The organism is Absiella sp. AM29-15 (assembly GCF_003434225.1).
Lineage (GTDB): Bacteria > Bacillota_I > Bacilli_A > Erysipelotrichales > Erysipelotrichaceae > Hoskinsella > Hoskinsella hominis.
The window spans coordinates 105,046-124,970 of record NZ_QVFL01000009.1; the positions used below are offsets into that span (position 1 = coordinate 105,046).

General features: G+C 35.5%; 18 protein-coding genes. 10 read left to right on the plus strand and 8 right to left on the minus strand.

Going from position 1 to position 19,925, the window contains the following annotated elements; genetic code table 11:
* Positions 1–7 precede the first annotated feature (7 nt).
* Positions 8–1,012, plus strand: coding sequence for a tetratricopeptide repeat protein (locus DW761_RS10685; RefSeq protein WP_117518123.1), 1,005 nt, complete (start codon positions 8–10; stop codon positions 1,010–1,012).
* A 31-nt stretch (positions 1,013–1,043) separates the two neighbouring features.
* Here DW761_RS10685 and DW761_RS10690 read toward each other — a convergent pair whose 3' ends face one another.
* The gene (locus DW761_RS10690; protein ID WP_117518135.1) at positions 1,044–1,514 is read right to left on the minus strand and encodes a YbaK/EbsC family protein; all 471 of its coding nucleotides are present in this window, start codon (positions 1,512–1,514) and stop codon (positions 1,044–1,046) included.
* 176 nt (positions 1,515–1,690) lie between these two features.
* Here DW761_RS10690 and DW761_RS10695 point away from each other — a divergent pair, with 176 nt between their 5' ends.
* From DW761_RS10695 to DW761_RS10715, 5 genes are all read left to right on the plus strand, one after another.
* The gene (locus tag DW761_RS10695) at positions 1,691–2,677 is read left to right on the plus strand and encodes an ABC transporter substrate-binding protein (RefSeq protein WP_233513083.1); all 987 of its coding nucleotides are present in this window, start codon (positions 1,691–1,693) and stop codon (positions 2,675–2,677) included.
* A 14-nt stretch (positions 2,678–2,691) separates the two neighbouring features.
* Positions 2,692–3,612: an ABC transporter permease gene (locus tag DW761_RS10700; RefSeq protein ID WP_233509477.1), complete on the plus strand. Its 921-nt coding sequence runs from the start codon at positions 2,692–2,694 to the stop codon at positions 3,610–3,612.
* Between the two features lie 9 nt (positions 3,613–3,621).
* Positions 3,622–4,422 (plus strand): ABC transporter ATP-binding protein, encoded by an 801-nt coding sequence (locus tag DW761_RS10705; protein WP_117453772.1) that lies wholly within the window; start codon positions 3,622–3,624, stop codon positions 4,420–4,422.
* Positions 4,423–4,668: 246 nt separating this feature from the next.
* Positions 4,669–6,504 carry an NAD(P)-binding protein gene (locus DW761_RS10710; RefSeq protein WP_117518125.1) on the plus strand — a complete coding sequence of 612 codons (1,836 nt, stop codon included), beginning with the start codon at positions 4,669–4,671 and terminating at the stop codon, positions 6,502–6,504.
* Positions 6,498–8,234 (plus strand): [FeFe] hydrogenase, group A, encoded by a 1,737-nt coding sequence (locus tag DW761_RS10715; RefSeq protein WP_117518127.1) that lies wholly within the window; start codon positions 6,498–6,500, stop codon positions 8,232–8,234. Before DW761_RS10710 ends, DW761_RS10715 begins: the two co-directional genes overlap by 7 nt.
* Positions 8,235–8,271: 37 nt before the next feature.
* On the opposite strand, the gene DW761_RS10720 is transcribed toward DW761_RS10715, so the two are convergent.
* Positions 8,272–8,610, minus strand: a complete 339-nt coding sequence (locus tag DW761_RS10720; RefSeq protein WP_117453769.1) for a UTRA domain-containing protein — start codon at positions 8,608–8,610, stop codon at positions 8,272–8,274.
* 57 nt (positions 8,611–8,667) lie between these two features.
* Here DW761_RS10720 and DW761_RS10725 point away from each other — a divergent pair, with 57 nt between their 5' ends.
* Together DW761_RS10725 and DW761_RS21430 are read left to right on the plus strand one after the other, a co-directional pair.
* Complete coding sequence (locus tag DW761_RS10725; RefSeq protein ID WP_117453768.1) at positions 8,668–8,919, plus strand: hypothetical protein; 252 nt, start codon at positions 8,668–8,670, stop codon at positions 8,917–8,919.
* On the plus strand, positions 8,894–9,115 hold the full coding sequence (locus tag DW761_RS21430; protein WP_178695056.1) for a hypothetical protein: 222 nt from the start codon (positions 8,894–8,896) through the stop codon (positions 9,113–9,115). The genes DW761_RS10725 and DW761_RS21430 overlap by 26 nt, the downstream gene beginning before the upstream one ends.
* A gap of 914 nt (positions 9,116–10,029) precedes the next feature.
* Here DW761_RS21430 and DW761_RS10730 read toward each other — a convergent pair.
* Positions 10,030–11,157: an AAA family ATPase gene (locus tag DW761_RS10730; RefSeq protein WP_117518129.1), complete on the minus strand. Its 1,128-nt coding sequence runs from the start codon at positions 11,155–11,157 to the stop codon at positions 10,030–10,032.
* The gene (locus DW761_RS10735; protein ID WP_117453766.1) at positions 11,147–11,938 is read right to left on the minus strand and encodes a DUF6414 family protein; all 792 of its coding nucleotides are present in this window, start codon (positions 11,936–11,938) and stop codon (positions 11,147–11,149) included. Before DW761_RS10735 ends, DW761_RS10730 begins: the two co-directional genes overlap by 11 nt.
* A gap of 572 nt (positions 11,939–12,510) precedes the next feature.
* Here DW761_RS10735 and DW761_RS10745 point away from each other — a divergent pair.
* A complete protein-coding gene (locus DW761_RS10745) occupies positions 12,511–12,720 on the plus strand; it encodes a helix-turn-helix domain-containing protein (protein ID WP_394336424.1) in 210 nt (69 codons plus the stop codon).
* Between the two features lie 391 nt (positions 12,721–13,111).
* Here the strand turns inward: DW761_RS10745 and guaA are convergent, their stop codons facing one another.
* The 4 genes from guaA to DW761_RS10765 form a co-directional block, all read right to left on the minus strand.
* A complete protein-coding gene (gene guaA, locus DW761_RS10750) occupies positions 13,112–14,653 on the minus strand; it encodes a glutamine-hydrolyzing GMP synthase (RefSeq protein WP_117453763.1) in 1,542 nt (513 codons plus the stop codon).
* 102 nt (positions 14,654–14,755) lie between these two features.
* Positions 14,756–16,090, minus strand: coding sequence for an NCS2 family permease (locus tag DW761_RS10755; protein WP_117453762.1), 1,335 nt, complete (start codon positions 16,088–16,090; stop codon positions 14,756–14,758).
* 122 nt (positions 16,091–16,212) lie between these two features.
* Complete coding sequence (locus tag DW761_RS10760) at positions 16,213–16,809, minus strand: Type 1 glutamine amidotransferase-like domain-containing protein (protein ID WP_117453761.1); 597 nt, start codon at positions 16,807–16,809, stop codon at positions 16,213–16,215.
* Positions 16,806–17,972 (minus strand): aminotransferase class I/II-fold pyridoxal phosphate-dependent enzyme, encoded by a 1,167-nt coding sequence (locus DW761_RS10765; RefSeq protein ID WP_117453760.1) that lies wholly within the window; start codon positions 17,970–17,972, stop codon positions 16,806–16,808. The genes DW761_RS10760 and DW761_RS10765 overlap by 4 nt, the downstream gene beginning before the upstream one ends.
* A gap of 241 nt (positions 17,973–18,213) precedes the next feature.
* On the opposite strand from DW761_RS10765, the gene DW761_RS10770 reads away from it, so the two are divergent.
* Positions 18,214–19,815 carry a sensor domain-containing diguanylate cyclase gene (locus DW761_RS10770; RefSeq protein WP_117518131.1) on the plus strand — a complete coding sequence of 534 codons (1,602 nt, stop codon included), beginning with the start codon at positions 18,214–18,216 and terminating at the stop codon, positions 19,813–19,815.
* The last annotated feature ends 110 nt before the right edge of the window (positions 19,816–19,925 follow it).

A 19,925-nucleotide genomic window follows, 5' to 3' on the forward strand; every position in this document is an offset into this window, starting at 1 on the left:
ATGTAATTTGGGTTATTTTTATGAACGTGGCATTGCCACAGAAATGGATAAAGAAAAAGCAGCATACTGGTACTTAAAAGCTGCCGATCAGGGGTATCCCAGAGGCTTATCCAATATCGCTTATTTCTATGAAAACGGTATTGGTGTAGAAGAAAACATTCCCCTTGCCTGCGCCTATTATCAAAAAGCAGTAGATAAAAATTATCCACGGGCACAATGTAATCTAGGTTTATTTTATGAAAAAGGCATTGGCGTAGAAAAAGACCTTGTGAAGGCAATAGAACTTTATAAAGCGGCCGCAGATCAGGGAGATGATTGTGCACAATGTAACTTAGGTTATTGTTACGATAATGGTATTGGAGTAGAAATAGATCATAAACAGGCAAATGAGTGGTTTGAAAAAAGTGCTGTACAGGGATTTGCCAGAGCACAATATAATCTAGCATGGAATCTTGCGCGTGGCATTGGTGCTGAAAAGGATGAAAAACGTTCCTTTGAATTATATGAACAGTGTGCCAATCAGGGATATCCACTAGGTCAGTTTGGTATTGCATATTGTTATCACCATGGACGTGGTGTAGCAAAAGATATTAAAAAAGCAATTGCATTATATGAGATCATCGCAGAAAAAGACGATAGTGATGCCTTATGCAATCTTGGCTATATCTATGAAAATGAAGTGCCTGAAGATGAAATTGACTACAACAAAGCATTTACGTACTATACCCGCTCTGCACAGCTTGGAAATGGCATCGCTATATGTAATATTGGAGATTGTTATGAACATGGGCGTGGTGTAAAAAAAGATTTCCGTATGGCTGTAAAATATTATAAAGAGGCAGCTGATATGGATATTGATATCGCACAATACAGTTTAGGCTATTGTTATGAAAATGGCTGGGGCATTGTAAAAGATATGGAAAAAGCGCTGGAGTATTATCATAAAGCTGCAGACCATGGATATGAAGATGCAATAAAAGCATTAGAACGCTTAGAGAATAAAGATAAATAAGCATAGAAAAAGCTGAATCAATCAGCTTTTTTTATTTCCAGCCTTTACAAACATCCACCCATTTCATATATGGGACCATGGATGCCAGTTCTTCCAGACTTAATTTAATCGCAGAATTAGAACTGCCACATGCTGGGTATACATAATCAAAACGTTTCATGGATTCATCCAAATAAATCTTGGTATCTTTTGGTAATGCAAAGGGACAAACACCGCCAATGCTATGATTGGTATATGTTTCTACTTCTTCCGCTTTTAACATTTTTGCCTTCACACCAAAAGTTTCCTTGTATTTATGATTATCTATTTTACAATCTCCTGCACATACGACAACCAAAGCACCATCACTTCCCATAAAGGACAAAGTTTTCGCTATTCGCGCACCTTCAATCCCTAGTGCTTTTGCGGCAAGCTCTACTGTTGCACTGCTTTCTTCAAGTTCAATAACATCCTGATCTTTTCCATATGCTTTTAAATACTCTTTTACTAATGCAATTGCCATCATTATTTCCTCCATTTCCTAAATGCTTTTTGTATTCATTATGTAAACTCTTACACATTTTTATTCATACAATGAAAATTATATGCAAAATTTATGAAATAATCAATGAAAAATATTGATTTATTTCCAAAAAGACGATATCATCAATACATACTATAATGAAAAGAGGAGAGATTATGAAAAAATTATTAGGAGGGCTTTTGGCCTGTTTGATGATGGTTTCTATGAGTGGATGTGGTAGTAAAGAACCAGAAACAAAAAATGATGTAAAAACAGTAGGTATTCTGATTTACGCAAATCATCCTGCACTGGAAAGTGCAAGTAAAGGACTTCAGAATTATCTGAAAGAAAAAGGATATGATGAAACCAAAGTAAAATTCGTAGAAAAAAACGCACAAAACGACAATGGTACAGCAGATACGATTGCCAGTCAGTTCGCAAATGAAAAAGTTGATATGATATATGCGATTGGAACAAACGCTGGCTTAAGTGCCGCAAATGCGACATTAGATACAGAAATCCCTGTTGTCTTTAATGCAGTAACGGATGCAGTGGATGCAAAAATCGTAAAGAGTAATAAAAAACCAGGTGGCAATGTTACCGGTGTATCTGATGCAGCACCTTTGGAAAAACAATTAGAACTTATTCGTACAATGCTTCCAGAAGCAAAAACCATTGGTATGATTTATAATACCGGAGAACCAAATGGTAAACTTCAGGTTGAACAGGTAAAGAAACTGGCAGGTAAATATAACTTTGCAATTGAAACCCAGGGTGTCAGTGTTTCCACAGATGTTGCGACTGCCGCTGAACAGCTGGCTGGAAAAGTTGATTGTTTCTACAATATCACAGATAACATGATCGTAAATGCAACAGCATCTATCACAGATAAAGCAAACGCTTATAAAATTCCTGTATTTGCCGCTGAAGATGGACAAATGGAAGCAGGTTTACTGGCAAGTGATTCTATCAGTTATGAAAAGCTTGGTGAACAAGCAGGTGCAATCGCTGAAGATATCCTGTTTAATGGCAAAAAAGCTGGTGATTTCGATATAGAAACAGCTTCTGAAACTTCTTTGATAATCAATCGTAAAGTCGCAGATGAACTAGGTATTAAAATTCCTGCAGAATTAGAAAAACGCGCTACATTCTATGGCGAATAAGCTGGTGATGGCATATGAATATATTGAATTTCACAATTGATGTTGTATCGCAGGGACTTGCGTACAGTATTCTGGCTATCGGTGTCTTATTGACGTATCAGGTTCTAGATTACGCTGATTTGACTGTAGAAGGCAGTTTCCCTCTTGGTGCTGCTGCCGGCGCTATGTGTATCACACATAACATCAATCCGTTTTTATCTTTGATCGTTGCTTTCTTTGCTGGTATGCTGGCTGGTTATGCAACGGGCTTCTTACATGTAAAATGTAAAATATCTTCCCTGTTAAGTGGTATTTTGGTAATGACAGGACTTTATTCTATTAATCTTGCTGTTGCACAGGATCAAAGCCGAATTGTATTATTCACTTACGACACAATTTTCACTTATGGTGATAAAATATCACAAAACTTTAGTGGAGAGCTTGCGATATGGATCAAGAAACTCTGGCCAATCTTTATCTTGCTTGTAATTGTTATTTTAATGAAGTTATTGATCGACTGGTTTTTAGATACCAAATATGGTTTCTTAATGCGTATTGCCGGAGATAATCCACAATTGATCAGTTCTCTTGGACAAGATCTAGGTCACATCAAAATGAATGGACTTGCAATCAGTAATGGATATGCTGGTGTATCAGGTGCTGTTGTTTCTCAGCTGCTTCGATACTTTGATGTACAGTTAGGTGCTGGTATGATTGTTATGGGTCTTGCTTCTGTAATCATTGGATTGACTGTATTTAAACGAATCAAATTCTTTGGTTTTACAACCAGTGTGATTCTTGGCGCAATCACTTATCGTTTAACGATTGCACTTGCATTAAATTTGGGACTTCCACCAAATTACATGAAGCTTGTCATGTCACTCATCTTCATTGTCGTGTTGGTTTTAGGCAATGGAATCTTAGGAAAATTCTTCCATCGCTCTATGAAAGGTTAGGTGAAGAATATGTTGAAATTAGAACATGTAACAAAGACCTTCAACAGAGGAAGTGCCAATGAGGTTGTTTTGTATACAGATTTAAACGTTGAAATCCAAGAAGGAGAATTTGTGACTATCATTGGTTCCAACGGCAGTGGAAAATCTACTTTCTTCAATGTCGTTAGTGGAAATATCTTACAAGACAGTGGAAAAGTTTTCTTCCGTGATAAAGATGTTTCCAAGATTCCAGAACATAAACGTTCTCAGTTTATTGGCCGTGTGTTTCAGGATCCCCAAAAAGGAACTGCCCCTTCTCTGACCATCACTCAAAATCTTGCGATGGCTTACAACAAAGGTAAGCACTTTGGTTTAACCAGTGGTGTAGATAAGGAACTGATTCCATTATTCAAAGAAGAATTAACAAAAATGGAGCTGGGATTAGAATCAAAAATGGATGTATTGGTTGGTGCATTAAGCGGTGGACAGCGTCAGGCGTTATCACTTTTGATGGCAACCATCGTTCGTCCTGATTTATTATTGTTAGATGAACACACTGCAGCACTTGATCCAAAAACCAGTGATTTGATTATTTCCCTTACAAAACGTTTGATCGAAGAAAAGAAAATGACGACCATCATGATTACACATAACTTAAAACATGCGATAACATATGGCGATCGATTATTGATGTTTCATAAAGGACAGATTATTATGGATATTGGTAAGGAAGAAAAGAAAACACTGACTGTTGAAAAGCTGATTGAAAAATTCAACTCTTTAAATATGTTAGATGCTTTAGATGATGAACTAGCATTTAGCGCAAACTAACAGACACGGACTATAGAATATTGATATTTCTATAGTCTTTTCTTTTGGGAAAGCACTGGAAAACATGAAGCATTTCTCATGCTAATTCTAATTTCTTAAATAAACTTGAAGCTTTTTTTCTCACATAATTTTTTATTATTAAAGTTTCATTTGCGCCAACTCTTTGTAAGCGTTTAAAAAATATATTGGCAATCAAAGTAAAATGCTTTATACTGAAAGTAGTTAAAAAGATGGAGGATAACAATCATGAGTCGTTTAACAATTATGAGTGAAACCAAATCCCAGCGTGTCATTGAAGATTTATATAAAGATCTTGAAAGAAGAATCATCGCCAGTCCCCCAGGATTATGCCCTGTTGATATGGCGAGTGCATTCTTACGTTTATGCCATGCACAGACATGTGGAAAATGTGTTCCCTGCCGTGTAGGATTAGGTCAGTTACAAAAGATGATTGACAGTGTTTTAGATGGCAATGCCACTTTAAAAACTTTAGATTTAATAGAAAAGACTGCTGTCAATATTCGTAATTCTGCGGATTGTGCTATTGGTATTGAAGCTGCGGAAATGGTATTAAAAGGTATTCGTGGATTTCGTGATGATTATGAGGAGCATATTCTACATGGTCGTTGTACACAATCATTAAATCAACCCGTACCATGTGTTGCCTTATGCCCTGCTGGTGTGGATATCCCAGGTTATATTGCATTAATTAAAGAAGGAAGAAATGAAGATGCTGTACGTTTGATCCGTAAAGATAATCCTTTCCCTACCGTATGTGCATATATTTGTGAGCATCCATGTGAAGCAAGATGTCGTAGAAATATGCTGGATGATTCTATCAATATCCGGGGATTAAAACGTTATGCAGTTGAACAGGCAGGTGCAGTTCCTGCTAAAGAAAACGCTCCATCTACTGGTAAGAAAATCGCCATCGTTGGTGGTGGTCCAGGTGGTCTATCGGCCGCATATTATCTTCAACAGATGGGCCATCAAGCTGTGATATATGAAAAGCGTAAGAAACTGGGTGGTATGCTTCGTTATGGTATTCCAAATTATCGTTTACCAAGAGAAAAATTAGACCAGGAAATTCAGGTAATCTTAAATACGGGTGTAGAAGTACACATGCAAGTTGATATTGGAAAAGATATAACCATGTGTGAATTAGATGCGCAATATGATGCATTATATTTATCTATTGGTGCACAAACGGATAAAAAAGTAGGAATTCCTGGAGAAGAAGGTAATCATGTAATCAGTGCTGTAACAATGCTACGTAATATTGGTGATGATATCTTACCTGATTTCCATGGAAAACGCGTTTGTGTAATTGGTGGAGGAAATGTCGCAATGGATGTTGCCCGTAGTGCAAAACGTTTGGGTGCTTCTATGGTTGGGATTGCATATCGAAGAAGAAAAGAAGATATGACTGCTTTGCCAGATGAAGTAGAAGGCGCACTTGCGGAGGGTTGTGAATTATTTGAATTACAAGCTCCAAAACGAATTGAACTAGATGAAAATCAAAACGTGGCTGCTTTATGGGTACAGCCTCAAATCATAGGGATGCAGGATCGTAAAGGCAGACCTTCTCCTAACAATGCTGATGTAGAAGAAAAACGCATTCCATGTGATATTGTCGTTGTAGCAATTGGTCAAGGTATAGAATCTGCTCACTTTAAAGATGAAGGTATTCCTATCAAACATGGTACTATTGATGCATTAGATCATTCCGGTGTGGAAAACATGTCTGGTATCTTTGCGGGTGGTGATTGTGTAACTGGTCCTGCAACTGTCATTCGTGCTATCGCAGCAGGGAAAGTAGCAGCGGCTAATATTGATGAATATTTAGGCTTCCGCCACGAAATTACAACAAATATAGAAATACCTGCGGCAAATTATGCTGATCGCCCAAAATGTGGCCGTATACAATTGAAAGAGCGCGATACCATTGATCGTTCAAAAGATTTTGAACCTATAGAATTTAGTATGAGCAAAGAAGAAGCTATGCAGGAATGTAGTAGATGTCTACGTTGTGATCATTACGGTTTTGGCGTATTCAAAGGAGGTAGGACAACGAAATGGTAACATTAACAATAGATCATCACCAGATTGAAGTAAGTGAAGGCATCACGATTTTAGAGGCTGCCAAACAGAATCATATCAATATTCCCCATTTATGTTATCTGAAAGATATTAATGAAATTGGCGCTTGCCGTATCTGCATGGTAGAAGTAGAAGGCAAAGATAAATTAGTAACCTCTTGTAATACACAGGTGCAGGAAGGAATGGTGTTATATACAAATTCTCCTAAAGTCCGTGAAACAAGACGTATGAATGTGGAATTATTATTATCCCAACATGATTGTGAATGTGCGTATTGTTCCAGAAGTGGCAATTGTTCTTTACAAACCATTGCTAATGATCTTGGTATTACATCTTTAAATTACGAAAAAGATGTTACCTATACGCCTTGGAATAAAGCCTTCCCATTACAAAGAGAAAGCAATAAATGTATCAAATGTATGCGTTGTATACAGATATGTGATAAGGTACAAAATCTAAATGTATGGGATGTATGCTCCACAGGTTCACGTACTACTGTCAATGTATCGTTAAATCGTAAGATTGAAGAAGCTGATTGTTCCTTATGTGGACAATGTATTACCCACTGCCCAGTAAATGGACTCCATACAAGAGATGATACAGAAATTGTATTTGATGCTTTAAATGATCCGGATAAAATCTGTATTGCACAGATTGCGCCAGCTGTCCGTGCTGCTTGGGGAGAAAGTGTTGGCTTATCACGTGATCAAGCAACTGTTGGAAAAATGGCGTGTGCATTACGTCGCATGGGTGTAGATTATGTATTTGATACAGACTTTGGTGCTGATTTAACCATTATGGAAGAAGCCAGTGAATTTATTGAGCGATTAAAGAGGGCTGATTCAAATGAAATGCCTATGTTTACTTCCTGTTGTCCTGGTTGGGTTCGTTTCCTTAAGAGCCAGTATCCGGATATGATATCCCATTTATCTACGTCAAAATCTCCGCATCAGATGTTTGGTGCCATTATCAAAACTTATGTTGCAGAAAAACTGGGCGTGGATCCTGATAAGATTTTTGTCATGAGCATTATGCCTTGTGTTGCGAAAAAACATGAATGTGATATCCCTAATATCAATGACGCAGGTGCTGGTAAAGATGTAGATGTTGTGATTACAACACGAGAATTTGTCAGAATGTTACGCGCAGAACATGTAGCCATTGAAACATTGTGTGATGAACCATTAGATCAGCCTGTTTCCCATGCAAGTGGAGCCGGTGTTATATTTGGCGCTACAGGAGGTGTTATGGAAGCAGCACTTCGTAGTGCGTATTATTTTGTGACAGGAAATAATCCTGATGCGGATATGTTTGAAAGTGTACGAGGCATGGAGGGTTGTAAGGCGCAAAGCTTTATCATAAATGGGCAGCGTTTATCCTGTGCTGTTGTTAGTGGTCTCGGGAATACCAGAAAACTGATTGAAGCAATTTGCAAAGGAGATGTACATTATGATTTTGTGGAAGTCATGGCATGCCCTGGTGGATGTAGTGGCGGTGGTGGCCAGCCAATTCATGATGGAAAGGAAATGGCAGCTGTACGTGCAAATGCATTATATCAATTAGATAAACATGAAGCCATTCGTCATTCTCATGAAAACCCAGATATCCAGAAACTATATCAGGAATATCTGGAACATCCATTAAGTGAAAAGGCTGAAAAACTTCTTCATACAGATCATTTTGGATGGGATATGCCATCACAGAAAAACTAAACAAAAAGCACACAAATTTGTGTGCTTTTTATCTGATCTATGCCTGATAATCAATGACATAATGATGTATCTTTGTATTATATTGCGCAAATGATACCTCAATCACTTCCCCATTTTCATTATATGTCATACGTTTTCTTCCTAGTAATGGCCCTTTTTCCAATTCTAATGCTTTTAAGATATATTCCTCTGGCTCTTCAATATAAAATTCATCATGGAAATTACTGATAAATTGTTTGTTTTTATAAAGCTGCATATAGATAGAAAAGGCATTATCATCCTCAATATGATCTAATTTAATATTTCCTGGTAGATAGTGTGTAAAGTAGATATATGGTTTTCCATCTAAATAATACAAACGTTTGATACGATACATTTATTTTTAAAATATTGTACTCATCGTAATACAGATACAGGTAGTTTACAGGGTTATTTGTTAAATGAGAAAGGTTTTTATCAAAGTCGTGTCCACACTTTTGATGTTTATGATCGTATTGGTGGTGGAGATGCGTTTGCTGCTGGTATGATTCATGCGCTATATCATATGGAAGATGCTTCTACACAAGAAGAATATGCGACCTGTAGTGGTGTATTGGGACATACAACTTATGGTGACAGCCCTGTGTTATCAAAACAGGATATTCTGTATTATATGGAACATGGAAAAAGTGATGTTATTAGATAAAGAAAATCCCCGCTTATCATTAGGCGAGGATTTTCTTTGTTCTCTTCTTGATTATTTTATTTTACTTCCTGTTCATTCATTGCTTTCCTCAGAAGCTGCAGAAATAAATGAAATTCATCAACTAAATATTCTCCATTTTATTTGTTTGATAAACCAAAATTCTCTTGAATTCATTTTTAACTTCTTTTATTCATAAGTAGATTAATATAAAATTAAGGTTCCTTAAATCCTTTTACTTTTTGTTCTTGCCTAAGTTGAGTTATATCATCAAAAATTTCAAGTGTACATATTGATATGATCTATATTCATTGCACGCAAATTATTCTGCAATCATGTTCTTCCAACTCAATATGCGAATTCCATTATGCATACATATTTACTTTGTACTCCCTTTCCCATTAAAGTAACTTATCATATACTTTTTGTTTAAATAGCTTATACCTTCCTCCATTGTTTGTTACTCTTATTACGCACATAAACTATCGCTATTTCATTAATATTACACAAAAGTATAATTATTTCAAGTATAAATTCATATAAAGATATTGATTTATGCTCTACAATAATTATAATCAAAAAATGTATCTATCCCATTTGATCTCTTTCCTTCTAGTTTTATAACATATTCTTAATACTTAACATTGTTAAGTAATCATGTCGTATACTCAAAAATACCTAGGAATCTTCTTTTGTATAGGATTTCTAACTGGTCACTTCTTTAATAAATCTATTAATTGTGCTGAATTTAAAATAGGTACAAGCTCATTTTACTAGAAACTCTATTAGATAGTAAGTATTTTTAATAAACATCATTACATCGCTATTATGCGAATTTCTACTTTCAAAAATAATAATATTTTAAAGTATTGAAAGAATTCGTAGATTTCACTGAAACTAAAAAGGCATCCATTAAAGGATACCCATAAATCATTTGATACTATTCAAACTCGCTCCCTGTAATTTAATCTTAAACAGAAATGCTTATGGGAATTAGCTCGAATTATTTATATTGTTCTCATTATTCGGATAGTAGAGGCTATCTGATTTTTTGTTACCATTCTGTTGCCATAAAACACAAGTTAATCTTGTCTACACGGCATCTTAATTGCTTCAGTTTTTTGCCATCTTTTGTACGACTTCTTGGAATAAGAGTTCTTCAATAACTTGCTGAACTTTATATTTTATAGTTCTTGCATTTTCGCCAGTAGCGGATACCAAGGAGCTTACAGCAGCATAAACCATTTCTGGAGATAGCTTGTCTTCGTACTCGCTTTCTCTGGCTTTGATTTCACTCTTAACAATCGCATATATCGTATCGCAACCAAAATCATCAAAATGAATCATCTTGTCAATACGATAAAAAATGGGAAGACCGAGCTGTTTTTTCATTTCATCCTTAGTTTGATAATTGGATGTTAGAATAATTACAATGCCAGACACATCAACATCATATGTCGCATCTTTGAAAAGAGTGTTATCAAACAGCGTATAGAATGCTGAGAAAAAGTGTTCCGGACATTTGTCCAACTCGTCAAAGAATATCAAATATGATTCACGTTCAAGCAGATCAAAACCAAGGCTTTTACGATTGGGGGCATCTCCGAAAAAATACTCTGAATAATTGTTGTTTTTGAACATCGACAAATGCTTTTCTAAGCACTTGTCGCCAAAGAATTTTTTGGAAATCTCCCTCACCAATTCGGTTTTACCCAAGCTACTGTTACCATACAACATTATTACATATGGCTTCTCTCGTTTGACTGTTGTTAAATACCACAGACTCTTGCTTATTTCCGCAATCGCATTTTCCTGTCCAAACAAATTCGATGATATGCTTGTGATATTCTCGACAAACATTTCAGAATCACGCTTTATTCCATATTCTTCTGATTTAACATCCAACTCGATAAGTGAACGCTTATGTTGATCTTCCAAGTATTCTTTAAGAACACGTGGTGGATTGTGAATGTAAATTTCTGCATCATCAGCTGTTAGGTCTTCAATCAGAGGACCCAAACGATCATGTGCTGCCTCTACAATTCCATGATAGTTGTTGTTTTTGACAATCAACGTATTTGCATATTGATCGAAGGTGTAACGGCTCTGTTTTGCTGCATCCGAAAGCTTTACGAGCTCCAGAAAAGTATCCACCTCGTCTTCTTCGGAAAAATCCGGTAGAGAGGCATCAAAATAAGCTTTGGAACCGATAATTATATGATATTTTCGCTTATCCTCCATTTGATGCCTCCGCAGTAACACAGGCATATAAAACGTCGTAAAGTGTTACATTTTCAATTTCTTTCTGAGAATTTGCCGTGTCCGTTTTACTCTTAATTTCAATTTCTGGTGGATACAAATCAGCTAAAGTTTGAGGCTGTTCAGCAGTTGATATTAGGCGTTCCATTTTACTTATCTCCTGGATAAAATCGAAACGCATTTTGTCAAAACTGCCAACAGGTATACAATATAGGGTCATGGTTGTTGTGAGCAGATCGTTCCTCTTATAGTTACTTACAAATGCCGAATTATTAAAGCGGACATAATGTTTTTCATCAACCTTATAAGTATCGTATCCATCGTAGCTATCCATTACAGTTTTGAATTCTTTTGTATCTAAGCCCTCAATGCCGCCTTTGACGATTTTAAGATATCCTCCAGCAACTCTAAGCGATGTTGAAGAATTTTCAATGTCAGAAAGTTGGACATTAGGAATAGACACAAGAAGTGGCTTTAGCTTTTCAAACTCAGAAATTTCTGTTGATGATATTGTTGTCGTGCTGTCCCTCTTGATAACATAAGATGCATCAATTTTGCCTGTAAACAGAAAAGATATTCGTGAAACCAAAGGCACCTCTAACTTCAATTTTGCCGATGCCTCTGTAGCGAAAGAGGCTTGAGCTTGTGCAGTAGAAGATATATCGGTTACTTTCGACAGTTCACCATGATCTCTTTCTTGCAAAATATTACGAATGGTCTCTTTATCAAAATATATAATCTTGTTTATAGCCTTTTTAGCCATTTAATCACCACCTTTAGCTAATGTTACTTATTGTCTGTAGATTTATTGTGTTCATTATTCTATCATATATAGTAGAGGTTTGCAAGTATGGATATTGTAAAGATACAGTAAAATAGTTATGAGATAGAAAAAAGTAACAAACTCTGCTATAGTGATATTGAAGATATATACAAAGGCTGGTCTGTTACTTTTCCTTAGGACCAGCCATAAGGGAGGTCCTTGTATGAATAGTATATCACATGTTTCCTAATTTAGGTCATAATTCTGCTAATTATTTTCTTTCTTCTACTTTTTCTTTCCTTAAATCTTTGGATGGCATAATCAATCCTGATTTTCCTGTAATTCTTTACGCTACTCTTGTTCATTGTTTACAATCTGATATGAATCATTTCGCTTTACGCATTTTTAATTCGGCTATTCACACTATTGATTCAGCTTTTCGTGAAAACATTTGAACTGTTCTTTATCTTTTTTCATACAATCTTCATCCTCCTTGAATAATCAATATAGTTTTAGCACAAAATGTTCTAAAAAAATAGAACATAGTGTTCTAATATATAATTTTTGAGGTGATAGAAGTGACATATAAAAGACTACGAGATTTACGAGAAGATCATGACCTTTCTCAAGCGGAGCTTGCTAAATTTCTAAATGTTTCACAAAGAACATACTCATATTATGAAACAGGCGGTAGAGATATTCCTATTCAAATATTGATTAAACTTGCCGATTATTATAATACCTCTATTGATTACTTAGTTAATCGAACAAATTCCAAATGACCTATCTGTGTCATTTTTTTATTTCTGTCTAAAGAAAAAAGAGTTTATTCGCTCTCAATTGTAAATATATTCAGCATAGATAATTTCATTTATGCCTGCATCTATTTTTTTCATCTCTTTTATCCACAATATTTGATTTCCTTTTTTTTAATTCTTCTATAGTATATCTTTGCCATTTTCTATCAACCAACACCCTATCATATAATGCAATAATTTTTTTTAATATATCGTGGCTTCATCCTACCATATTTTAATATATTTATTTTTCCTATACCATTAAGTTAGAATACAACATAAATCCTAATCTATATTCATTGTATCAAAATGGTATCAAAAACTCCCACAAACACAAAAAAATGCCCTGAAAAAGGCATTTTTTTAGTTCTGTATACTATTCAAACTCAATCGTTCCTGGTGGCTTACTAGTAATATCCAACAGAACTCTGTTCACATGAGGAACCTCATTTACAATTCTACTAGAGATTGTCGCAAGCACATCATAAGGAATCTGTGCCCAATCAGCTGTCATTCCATCGATAGATGTAACAGCACGAATAGCGACAGCATAATCATAAGTTCTCTGATCACCCATAACACCAACAGAACGCATGTTTGTTAATGCAGTGAAATACTGCCAGATATCTCTTTGAAGTCCTGCTTTCGCAATTTCTTCACGAAGGATATAATCAGATTCACGAACGATTTCCAGTTTTTCTTCTGTGATATCACTTAAGATACGAATACCCAAACCAGGTCCTGGGAATGGCTGGCGCCATACCATTTCTTCTGGTAGACCAAGTTCACTACCTAATGCACGAACTTCATCTTTGAATAATGTATTTAATGGTTCAATTAACTTAAATTGCATATCTTCAGGCAATCCACCAACATTGTGGTGAGATTTGATTGTCTGAGCAGTTTTTGTTCCTGATTCAATTACATCAGTATACAATGTACCCTGAGCCAACCATTTAATATCTTCACCAGAAGTTAGCTTCTTTACTTCTTCATCAAATGTATAAACAAACTCATTTCCAATAATCTTACGTTTTTGTTCAGGATCTGTTACACCAGCTAACTTGCTTAAGAAACGATCTTTCGCATCAATCTTTACAAGGTTGATATTCATCTCACGACCAAATGTTTCCATAACGCTTTCGCCTTCTCCTTTACGAAGAAGACCATGATCAATAAACATACAAATCAACTGATCACCAATTGCCTTATGTAATAATGCCGCAACAACAGATGAATCAACACCACCGCTTAAACCTAACAATACTTTATCATTGCCAACTGTTTCTTTGATCTTTTCAATCTGCATATCAATGAAATTATGCATAGACCAGTTATTTTCAGCATGACATACTTCAAATACGAAGTTTCGCAGGATATCATTTCCATAATCCGTATGACGAACTTCTGGATGAAACTGCAATGTATAAATTTTCTTTTCATCATTGCTTGTTGCTGCATATGTACAAGTATCACTATATGCATCCTTCACAAATCCATCAGCCAGTTGATCTACCTGATCACCATGACTCATCCAAACAATCTGTTTCTTAGGAAGCCCTTTGAATAATGGAGAATCTGTTTCTACTGTAATTTCTGTACGTCCGTATTCTTTTGTTTCGCAGGCTTTGACGTTTCCACCATTCATATAATGTGTCATCTGCATTCCATAACAGATACCTAAAATGGGGATACCACCCTCAAATATTGCAGGGTCGCATTTAAATGCATCTTCATCATAAACGCTATTTGGTCCTCCACTGAAAATAATACCTTTTACATCACCTAATGCTTTGATTTCATCAAGTGTCATTGTATTGGCATGAAGTTCAGAATATACACCAAATTCACGAATACGACGAGCAATCAACTGATTGTACTGACTACCGAAGTCCAGTACGATAATTTTATCAGCCATGTACATCCTCCTTTTCGTTAAGAAACCGATACTTATATCTTTTTGTAGTACCGGTTTTGCTTACATATCATATCATTTTTTTTATGTTTTTTAAATATTTTTTTACATCAATTGTGGCAGAGCAAAGTAGATAACGAAGATTACAATCAATACCCATACCGTTACATGAATTTCTTTTGCTTTTCCACTAGCAATCATTGCAACTGTATATGCAATAAATCCAAATGCGATACCATTAGAAATAGAATATGTAAGGATCATTGCGATAATGGTAACAAATCCTGCTGTACCATATACGAAATCTTCCCAATCAATTCCTTTTAACTGCTGTGCCATTAAAATACCAACAACAACTAATGCTGGAGCAGTTACTGCATTTGTGACAGCAGATAAGATAATTGGCGCAAACAAAATTGAAATAAAGAACATCACTCCTGTAGTACATGCAGTTAAGCCAGTTTTTCCACCAACTTCAACACCTGATGTTGATTCTACAAAACTTGTAACTGTAGATGTACCTAAAGCAGCACCTGCAACTGTACCAATAGCATCAGCCAATAATGCCTGTTCAGCATTCTCTAATTCACCTTTTTCATTTACCAGTCCAATACGGTTTGCGACTGCGACAAGTGTTCCTGCTGTATCAAAGAAATCCACAAACAAGAAGGAGAAGATAACCACGAAGGTAGTTAATGGATTCGCAAATAATTCTCCAAAGCCATCCATAAAGGCACCTAAACCATTCATCTGGAAGCTTGTTTCAAAAATACTTTCTGGCAATACAGGCATACCCTCCATACCAAAGAAACTTCCACAGATAATACCAATGACTGCCGTAATTACCATACCTACAAATACACCAGCTGGTACTTTTAACGCTAATAACGCAATCGTTACCAGTATACCAAATACAGCTAATAATACGGTAGGATCAGCTAAATTTCCTAATCCTACAAAAGTAGATGGATTAGCTACAATAATCCCTGCATTCTTTAACCCAACAAAAGCGATAAAGAAGCCAATACCAGCACCAATTGCTAATTTCAATTGTATTGGAATCGCATTGATGATTGCTTTACGAATTCCTGTAACACTTATCACAATAAAGATCAAACCAGAAACAAATACACCTGCCAAAGCTGCCTGCCAGCTAAAGCCCATTGTTCCACAGATCGTATATGCAAATAATGCATTCACACCCATACCTGCAGCCAGGCTGACTGGATAGTTTGCGATAACGCCCATCACAATACTGGCAAAGCCTGCTGAAATTGCAGTTGCCATGAATACAGATGGAGTATCCATTCCTGCATCACCTAAAATCAATGGGTTTACACCAAGGATGTATGCCATCGCAAGGAATGTGGTAATACCAGCAATGATCTCGGTTTTTACGTTTGTATTCTTTTCTTTAAGTTTAAATACTTTTTCTAACATAATTACCCTCTTTTCTGTCCTTTGTCAAAAAGACTTGTATATTATATCAAACTTTTCTTATATTTTTAACCTATATACACTTTTTATTCTATGGTGTAACGCTTTCAATGAAAAAAAGGATATCAATACATATAATACCCTTTCTCATCTTCTAAAATATATGCCTGTTTATCTTCACATCCTATAACTTTCGAATGTAAACATTTTGCTTTTTCCCAATAATCTTTTCGTTCTTGCACATGTGGAGAAAACACACCATCATATAACTTCATACCTTCTACAAAGGTATACTGCTCATCCTGCTTTGCATATCCAAAATGAAATAAATCATTTGCACCGGCACTATATCCTGCGATAATAATTCCAGCTTCATATGCTTTACGGATAATTTGATCTGTATGTGTTGAAACAAGCGTATCCATCAATAATTTGGTATCTCCACCACCCAAATACAGGATATCATAATCCAACCATTCTTTCTCTAATTGTTCATATGTTTTTTTGCTATGTAATAAACGTATTGCATCCACATGACAGCCAAGCAAACGATAGTATTGTTTAAAACGCTTTGCATATCCTTGATCATCTTTTAAAGCTGTTGGAAAAAACAGAACGCGTGGTTGTGGTTTTTCGCTCATTTCTATGATTTTCTGATCAATATGTTTGGTTTCTTTCTGTTGCCAGTTTCCACCGCCAATTGCCACTAATCGTTTTATCATTTAAAAAAGCCACTTTCTTTTACGCTAATCAGCGCTTTTTCAATAATTTCTTCACTTTGTACAAGTGCAATACGAACAAATTTTCTGCCAAGTTCACCAAATTCTGTGCCTGGTGTTATCAGCATACCGGTCTTTTTCAACAGATCATACGCAAATACTTCACTATCCTCATAAGATTGTGGTATCTGCGCCCACATAAACATAGTAGCTTTGGGTGCATCTACATCCCATCCAGCCTCATGCAATCCTTTTACAAGCATATCTCTTCGCTTTTGATATTGCATCCTGGTTTCTACAACACAGCTTTGATCCTGTGTTAATGCCGCTATTGCCGCTTTCTGGATTGGCAAAAACATACCATAATCAATATTGGATTTTAAAATGCGCAACTGCTCCACAATATCTTTATTCCCTACGCAAATACCAATTCTTGCACCTGCCATACCATATGTCTTAGAGAAAGAATTAAATTCAATACCGATATCTTTTGCACCTGCATAGTATAAAAAGCTTCTTCCTTCTTCACCATCAAATACCAAATTACTATATGCAGTATCATGCAGTACCATGATATCATATTTCTTTGCAAATGCGATTAATTCTTCATAAAACCAGTCTGGTGCAGTAGCTCCAGTTGGATTATTAGGATAGGAGATAATCATCATCTTTGCTTTTTTTGCGATATCTTCAGGAATTTTATCAAATTGAATCAGATAATCATATTCCTTTAACATTGGCATTTCATATATCTGGGCACCAGCAATTCTTGGCCCATTTGCAAATATTGGATAACAAGGAGATGGAATCATCACGATATCTCCTGGATCACATACCGCAAGAGCAATATGTGCAAGTCCTTCCTGGGAACCCTGTAAAGATAATATTTCATTTACCGGGTCCAATGCTACATCATAACGTTTCGCATACCAGTCACGTATTGTTTCACGAAATTCCATCGTGTCATGTAATGAATACATATAACATACTGGATCTTTTGCGGCTTCTATTAATGCATTCTGAATTTCTTTACTTGGCGCAATATTAGGACTACCAATTGTAAAGTCATAAATTTCCTGCCCTTGTGCCAGCAAATTCGCCTTCTCCTCATTTAACCGATTAAATATAGATGTTTGTAATTGTTTCATTCTATTAGAAAATTTCATATGATCACTCTTTTCGTTTTTCTTATTATAAAAGATTTTTACATGACTTACAATATACAGAATACTTCTTTTTATAAAGACAGATGTCTGGCTATGCTAAAAACGTATAACAGACACTTCCTGAATTGGTATACCTTTTTCTTCAAAAAAGAACATAAAAACCCTTGAATATGGTAAAATTTATTTGAACATAATACTTTCGATTTCAAAGCAATATGATTGAGCATTGGGAGGCCCTGACATGAAAAAGAAAATAAAAAAATCCTGGCAGTTTATCAGCATCTTTTTACTTTGCAATTTATTTGCAATATGGATCATCAGCAGTAAAGAATCATCTTATATAAATGAAAGTATGACGACTCATGTATCACATTCTAATAGTAAACTAGAAGATGTCATGGATAATTACTCTCATTCTTTTCAACTTTTTGCTTATATGATGACAAATGAAATAAAAAATCATCCTGATCCTGATGATATCTGGAATTATTTAAAAAGTATAGATCATCCAATGTTGAAAATCGAAGGCGATACCTTTGACGGTCTTTATATGTATTATAAAGGGCGCTATCTTTACAGTTGGGATACTCCCTATTCACAATATGAAAGTACTGGATATATTGCCACACAACGCCCATGGTATAAGGCTGCGGAAGCAGGAAATGGTGAGATTGTCTTTACTCCTCCATATATGAGTTATGCCAACCATTATATACTTTCAACAATTTCACAACTTCAACCAGATGGAGAAACAGTATTTGCTTATGATATCAAAATGGGAGATATACAAGAACTTGTTTCTAATTTACAGGATTTTCCTAAGGAACAAATGATGATTTTTGATAAAAATGGAACCATCATTGGAAGCTCCAATGAATTATATCTGGGTGGTAATTTATATCAAAATTTAGATGAAAATAAAGAGGTATTAACACAGGCACAAAATGCTTTAGCTGATGGACAAGGATTAAATGAAACAGAAATAGAAAAACTACAGGAGCAAGTAGATTCTGCACAGGCTTTTTATGATTTTCAAAATAGTTTTGGGACCAGTTTTCAAACTTTATTAAACCACAATAAAACATCACAAATAGTCAAGCTCGATGGAAAGCGTTATTATGGTTATATCATGCAGGGAAACGAATATAGTTTTATGGTTCTTGTTCCTTTTATGTCTATGTTACAGGATAGTATGCAGGTATGGCTAATTCCTTTATTGATTGTGGAAATATTATTGATATATATACTCAGTCATATCAGCAAAGAAATGAAAAATCGTGAATTACACGCTGCATATATAGAATTAGGGCAAACACAACGTCGTTTAGAGATTGCTTTAAATGCTGCGCAAAAAGCAGCTGCCATTGATGAATTGACAGGCATGATGAATTTAAAATCCTTTAGAAAAGCAATTGCAGAACAGTTAAATACGATGGATGAAAATGAAGCTGGTATTTTGATTATGATCGATGGAGATAATTTCAAATCAATTAATGATAATTATGGCCATATGATAGGGGATGAAGTAATCAAACTTTCAGCTCAAATGATTGTTGGTCGTATCCGTACTGTCGATCTGGCCTCAAGGCTTCATGGGGATGAATTTGCAATTTATGTCAATAATACTGATGATTATGATGTTGCAAAGAAAATCATGATCGATATCAACACCTCCATGGAAAAAGAAGCGAAAAAGCGTAATATGCCATCAATCACATTATCTGCTGGTGCTGTCATCGCAAAACGTAATGATGACTATTTAAAACTTGCGAAGATTGCGGACGATGCTTTATATGAAGCGAAAAAGACACATAATGGAAGTTTCCATGCTGCTGTTGAATAAGTAATACAAACACCTGTGAAAGCATAAAGCAGGTGTTTTTTTATCAAACTCTTTTTCGGTTTGTTATCTTTGAAATTTTATTATAGATTTCACTTTTGATTTTGGTAAAA